The following is a 3,377-nucleotide window of genomic DNA, read 5'->3' on the forward strand; positions in this document are numbered from 1 at the left end:
CGCCGGCGGCGGCCCTGGCGGGGTCGAGGTCGTTGACGACGACGGTGGCCCCTTCGGCGGCGAAGCGGTGGGCGAGGGCCGCGCCGATGCCGCCGCCCGCGCCGGTGACGACGACTCGCTGGTCCTGGTACGCGCTCACGGGGGATCACCTTTCGCCGCTGACTGCCGGATCCCGGGCAGACTAACCAGTCGGTATGTCGGGGCGGAAGGGGGGCGGGCCCTAGCGTGTCCGGATGACGCTGTCACGACGCGGGGTGCTGGGACTGGCGGGGGCCGTGGGGGCCGTGGGATCCATCGGGACCGCAGCGGGAGGAGCGGCCGCTGCCGCGCCCGACCGGGTGCGTACCGGCTTCGAGCGGCTCGCCGCCGACGGGTACGCGGAACTCGCCGGGCAGCGCGTCGGGGTCGTCACCAACCCCACCGGGATCACCGCCGACGCCCGCCACCTGGTCGACGTACTGCACGCCGACCCCCGCGTGGACCTCGTCGCGGTGTTCGGCCCGGAGCACGGCTTCCGCGGGACGGCGCAGGCGGGCGGTTCCGAGGGGTCCGGGCGGGATCCGGCGACGGGGCTGCCCGTGTACGACACGTACGGCACGAGCGGGCAGAAGCTCGCGGACCTCTTCACGGCGGCGGGGATCGACACCGTCGTCTTCGACATCCAGGACGTCGGGGCCCGCTTCTACACCTACGTGTGGACCCTCTACGACTGCATGCGCGCGGCCGCGCTCGCCGGCAAGGCGGTCGTGGTGCTTGACCGGCCCAATCCGGTGGGCGGGCGCCGGGCGGCCGGGCCGGTGCTGGAGCGCCCGTACGCCAGCTTCGTGGGCCGGGAGCCGATCGCGCTCGCGCACGGGATGACGGCCGCGGAGCTGGCCCTGCTGTTCAACGGCGAGTTCCCCGGGGCGCGTCCGGTGCGGCTGCGGACGGTGCGGATGGAGGGGTGGCGGCGGGAGTCGTTCTTCGGGGCGACCGGACTGCCGTGGGTGCCGCCGAGCCCCAACATGCCCACTCCGGACACCGCCCTCGCCTACGCGGGGACCTGCCTGTTCGAGGGGACCAACCTGTCCGAGGGGCGGGGCACCACCACCCCCTTCGAGGTGGTCGGCGCGGAGGGCGTCGACCGGCGCTGGGCGGAGGCGGCCGACGGGCTGGGGCTGCCCGGGGTCTGGTTCCGCGAGACCTGGTTCACCCCCTCCTTCTCCAAGTACTCCGGGAAGTCCTGCGGCGGGGTCCGGCTGGTCGTGCACGACCGCGAGGCCTTCGACCCGGTCCGGACGGGCATCGGACTGCTGGTCACGGCGCGGCGGGTGTGGAGCGGCTTCTCCTGGCGGCCGGACCACTGGATCGACCGGCTGACCGGCTCGGACCGGGTACGGACGCTCGTGGACGCGGGCGCGGGGGTGGAGGAGATCGCGGGCGACTGGGCGGCGGGGCTGGCACGGTTCGCGACGACGAGGCAGGAGTACCTGCTCTACCCCTGACGCCGGGGCCCGGGAGGCCCGATCCGGTGCTGCCGCGGGGCTGGCCGAGGGGGGCCGGCAGCGGGATGCTGCCAGCACCGGAGGCGCGGCGCGCAGGGGGAGGACGTCATGGCGGAGAACTGGGCCGTACGCGGGACGGGGACCGGAGCCGGGATGGACGTCAAGGCCGCGTTCGGGGCCCTGGGCGGCGGGGCTGCGGCCGCTGCCGCGCCCGAGGTCGGGGTGGCCCCGTACCGGGAGCTGACCTTCGACGCCCAGGGTGACGTGGACCCGGCGACGCGGGCGGCGGTGGCCCGGATCGAGGCCACGGACCTGCTGGTCTTCGCGCACGGCTGGAACAGCGAACGGGCCACCTCGACCCGGCTCTTCGACCGGTTCTTCGCCCCCTTCCCCGGGCTGGTCGGGACGGGGGTGCGGCTCGGTTTCGTGGGGGTGGTCTGGCCCTCGGTCCGCTTCGCCGACGAGCCGATACCCGACTTCGACCCGCACGGCGCCCTCCCCGGTCCGGACACCGCCACCGCGGCCCTGGACCCGGGCACGCGGCGGGCGCTCGGGGCGTTCTGGCCGGGGCGGGAGGCGGAGCTGGACCGGGTCGCCGAACTGCTGGACGAGCGGCCGGAATCGGAAGCGGCGTTCGCCGAATTCGGGGCGCTGGTACGGGAACTCGCCAATGTCGACCGGGCCGAGCCGGGCCCCGGCGCGGCCGCGGGCGGCGCCGGCGTACCGGCCGTCTTCGCGCGGGACGTACTGGAGGTCTGCCGGGCGCTGGCCGACGCCCTGGCCGCATCGGGGGCGTCCGCGGGCGACACGGCGGACTTCGCGCTCGGCGACGGGCTGCGCACCCTGTGGGGCGGGGCCAAGGAGCTGCTGCGCCAGGCGACGTACTACGAGATGAAGAAGCGGGCCGGGGTGGTCGGCGAGCACGGGCTCGGGCCGGTGCTGGCGGACCTGGCCGGTCGGCGCCCGGCCCTGCGGATCCATCTGATCGGCCACAGCTTCGGGGCGCGGGTGGTGTCCTTCTCGCTGCGCGCCGTGCCCGACGGGGCCCGCCACGTGAAGTCGCTGACGCTGCTCCAGGGCGCCTTCTCCCACTACGCCTTCAGCGACCGCCTCCCCCACGACGCACGCCGCGGCGGCGCGCTGCGGGGGCTCCACCGCAGGGTGGACGGCCCGGTGGTGGCCTGCCACTCCTCCCACGACAGCGCACTCGGGCTGTTCTATCCGCTGGCGTCCCGGATGGCGGGTGATTCGGCCGGTTTGCTGGGCTTCGACGAACGGTGGGGCGCGGTCGGGCACGACGGGGTGCAGGCCGTGCCGGGCGCGCCGCGGCTGAGCCTCGAAGCGGCCCTGCGCGACGGGCTGCCGGAGGCGGGCTGCGTCAGTGTGGACGCGGGCTCCGTGGTGCGGCGCGGCGGTCCGCCCTCGGGGGCGCACAGCGACATCTGCCACGAGGAACTGGCCCGGATCGTGGTCGGCGCGGGGCGCATGGGGCGCTGACTTCCGGCCATGTGCCACCCGCACGCCTCGACCGCCCCCGCATGCGCCCACAGCCGACCGGGCATGTTGGGCACGTCAGGGCGGGCTGCTTCGTTCGACGGGGTAGTGCGAACACAGGTGTGGGCGGGGGCACGGCGGCGGAGGTGAAGGTGCGATGGCGGGATTTCGGAGTCTGGCCTACCAGGTGCGTGACGCGCGCAACGACCGGGCCCTGCGGCGCCATTCGCTGCGCCGCTGCCTGGAACGGTTCGCCCCCTACGGGCACCGGGCGACGTGGTGGCACCTGTGCGACCGGCATGGGATCGCCCCCGAGGACCGGGGCGCGGATCCGCTGCGGCTGGTCGCGGCCCTGGAGGAACTGGAAGACGCCCGGGCGGTCTGGCTGGAGTACGAGCG

The 3,377-nt window shown here is 75.4% G+C and carries 3 protein-coding genes and 1 pseudogene; 3 read left to right on the forward strand and 1 reads right to left on the reverse strand.

Annotated features, from left to right (window positions below; all coding sequences use genetic code 11):
* Positions 1-139: SDR family NAD(P)-dependent oxidoreductase (locus tag ACFV0Q_RS39935; protein ID WP_385012811.1), on the reverse strand; the 139-nt coding region annotated here is incomplete at its 3' end.
* A gap of 94 nt (positions 140-233) precedes the next feature.
* Here ACFV0Q_RS39935 and ACFV0Q_RS39940 point away from each other — a divergent pair.
* The 3 genes and pseudogenes from ACFV0Q_RS39940 to ACFV0Q_RS39950 all read left to right on the forward strand — a co-directional run.
* Positions 234-1,484 carry an exo-beta-N-acetylmuramidase NamZ domain-containing protein gene (locus tag ACFV0Q_RS39940; protein ID WP_385012809.1) on the forward strand — a complete coding sequence of 417 codons (1,251 nt, stop codon included), beginning with the start codon at positions 234-236 and terminating at the stop codon, positions 1,482-1,484.
* Between the two features lie 153 nt (positions 1,485-1,637).
* Positions 1,638-2,981, forward strand: a complete 1,344-nt coding sequence (locus ACFV0Q_RS39945) for a serine-threonine protein kinase (protein ID WP_385012812.1) — start codon at positions 1,638-1,640, stop codon at positions 2,979-2,981.
* Between the two features lie 154 nt (positions 2,982-3,135).
* Positions 3,136-3,377: pseudogene (locus ACFV0Q_RS39950) on the forward strand (hypothetical protein); the annotation flags it as partial.

Origin of the sequence: Streptomyces sp. NPDC059564 (genome assembly GCF_042735575.1) — a bacterium.
Lineage (GTDB): Bacteria > Actinomycetota > Actinomycetes > Streptomycetales > Streptomycetaceae > Streptomyces.

Coding starts and splice junctions, on each gene's coding strand:
- ACFV0Q_RS39940 (WP_385012809.1), top strand. CDS start 234: ATGACGCTGTCACGACGCGGGGTGCTGGGACTGGCGGGGGCCGTGGGG.
- ACFV0Q_RS39945 (WP_385012812.1), top strand. CDS start 1,638: ATGGACGTCAAGGCCGCGTTCGGGGCCCTGGGCGGCGGGGCTGCGGCC.